We start from the raw sequence: 2,182 nt of genomic DNA, 5'->3' as shown, positions 1-2,182 counted from the left end.
GCGCCCACATCACGCCGCGGGAAGAGCTGATGGTCAATGCTGGGAAATACGGTCATGTCTGCTTAGTTGCCGCCATCTCGTCGCCGACCGGGCTAGAGAAGTCCCCCTTGTTCCGTCGACTCGGGACGAGACACGTGGAAGCTCTCACGGTTCAGGATGTTGCCTCGATCCTCGACGAGGTGCTGCAACGGGCCGGTCAGAGCCGAGGTGAGTTGGACGGTCTTCGCGATGAGCTCCTGATGGCTGACATCGTCTCGTCTTTGTGACCTTCTGGGACCAGTCCGATGGCACACCAGACCACACCACCATCACGGTGACAATTTGCGGGATGTTCTCGTGAGTCGTGAGTCGTGAGTCGTGAGCTGTCGTCCGCCAGCTAACTTGTCCTACTGCCACACAACGTGTCCTGAAATACGGAGTTGGACAGGTTGCTTGGCAGCGCGGGCAGCCACGTCGACTAGTGCCAGGCTCAGCCCTCGTGCGTCGGGAGGCGTCCGTATGGCGTGCGTGGACTGAGATAGTCCGCGGACCACCTATGTGAGACAGGGTTCATTCCAGAGCAGGGCGTGGGTGTCGATGTTCGCGATTTCCTGCACGGATGTTCGAGATTCTGTGCACACCGAACTGCTCGGGCGAGAGAACGTACCGGCAGCGGTGAGCAGCTGCGCTTGGTGCCCGGCTTTGGCGGCGGTTGATGTCGTATTGCTGGCGCTCTGGGTGCGTTTCGCCTCGTGATGCGGCCGCGGCCCGATTGTGTGGGGGTTGACGCGGGTGCGAGCCGTTCGCGGCGGCAGGACCCGTTTAGAGGTAGCTGCAGATGCGTTCGGCGTCGCAGGTGGTCGGGTCGGCGGTGGCGGTGGTGTCGTAGAAGCCTGCCACGACGGCGCGGAGGGCGGTCAGTTCCGCGATTTGCGTGTCGAGGCTTTCCAGTTCCGCACCGAGCAGGGCGCTGACGTGGTGGCAGGGAGCGGTGCCGGCGTCGCGGAGGCGGAGGATCTCGCGGATCTGAGCCAGGTTCAACCCAGCGGCGCGGCCGCGGCGGATGAACTGCAACCGCTCGACGGTTTCGTCGCCGTATTCGCGGTACCCGTTCGGTGCGCGCTCGGGTGATGGCAGCAGTCCTTCGGCTTCGTAGAACCGCAACGCTTTCGTGGTCATCGCTGCTGCTGCAGCCGCCTCGCCAATCCGCATGAGCTCTCCGCTGTCGTCGTACCTCACCACCGCGGTGAACGTTCCACAATAGGGGAACATTCGTCCCGGTGGCTGATTTCTCCCTGCGCATCGCGGGTCGTCTGTGGTGAAGCCGGTCGAACCGCTCGGGCCCGATGGTGCGGGAGGTTTTCGGGGCCACGCCGGTGGACGGTCCGAGCCGGTGGACGGTCCGGGTCGGTACGCACTTCAGACGGTTGGGGCTTGACCTTCCCGTAGAGGGAAGGTCGAGGATGCGTGTAGGAGGGGCTGTCGAGCCTGCTTTTTCCGGAGTGAGGAGTCCTGATGTCAGAGGCAACGCCTGCCGAGTTCGACTTGGCGGTGATCGGTTCCGGAGGGGGCGCGTTCGCGGCCGCGATCCGCGCCACCAATCTGGGCAAACGGGTGGTGATGATCGAGCGCTCCACCATCGGGGGGACGTGCGTGAACACCGGATGCGTGCCATCGAAGGCGCTCCTCGCGGCTGCCGAAGCACGGCACGTGGCGCTCGACGCCGACCGTTTCCCCGGGATCCGCGCGTCCGCGGAACCGGTGAACATGGGCGCTCTGGTCGAGGGCAAGCGGGTGCTGGTGGAGGGGATGCGGTCCGAGAAGTACGTGGACCTCATCGGCGAGTACGGCTGGGATCTGCTGCAGGGCGACGCGTCCTTCACCGGCACGCCGGAGGACCCCGTGCTGACGGTGACGGACCTGGAAGGCCGGGAGGTTCCCGTCCGTGCGGCGCAGTACCTGATCGCGACGGGATCGGCGCCCTGGGCGCCCGAGGTTGCAGGGCTCGACGAGGTGGATTATCTGACCTCGACCACCGCGATGGAGCTGTCGGAGGTGCCGGCGTCGCTGCTGGTCTTCGGCGGCGGTTCGGTGGCGATCGAGATGGCGCAGCTGTTCTCCCGCCTCGGCTCGAAGGTGACGATGCTGGTCCGGTCCCGACTCGCTTCGAGGACTCTAGAGGTCCCCCGGGACCGAGCTCAAT

At 65.3% G+C, this 2,182-nt stretch carries 3 protein-coding genes; 2 read left to right on the top strand and 1 reads right to left on the bottom strand.

What is annotated here, in order from left to right; all coding sequences use genetic code 11:
- A partial coding sequence (locus I5E_RS26015; protein ID WP_222836469.1) for a hypothetical protein occupies positions 1 to 266 on the top strand: 266 nt, incomplete at its 5' end.
- A 535-nt stretch (positions 267 to 801) separates the two neighbouring features.
- Here I5E_RS26015 and I5E_RS12330 read toward each other — a convergent pair.
- On the bottom strand, positions 802 to 1,191 hold the full coding sequence (locus I5E_RS12330; protein ID WP_031262514.1) for a heavy metal-responsive transcriptional regulator: 390 nt from the start codon (positions 1,189 to 1,191) through the stop codon (positions 802 to 804).
- A 303-nt stretch (positions 1,192 to 1,494) separates the two neighbouring features.
- Here I5E_RS12330 and I5E_RS12325 point away from each other — a divergent pair.
- Positions 1,495 to 2,182, top strand: a 688-nt coding sequence (locus I5E_RS12325; RefSeq protein ID WP_022907251.1) for an FAD-dependent oxidoreductase, incomplete at its 3' end; no start/stop codon positions are given.

The sequence above is a fragment of the Curtobacterium sp. B18 genome (assembly GCF_000333375.1).
Lineage (GTDB): Bacteria > Actinomycetota > Actinomycetes > Actinomycetales > Microbacteriaceae > Curtobacterium.
The sequence above is the reverse complement of the archived record's forward strand: the minus strand, read 5'-3'. Positions and strand labels throughout refer to the sequence as shown.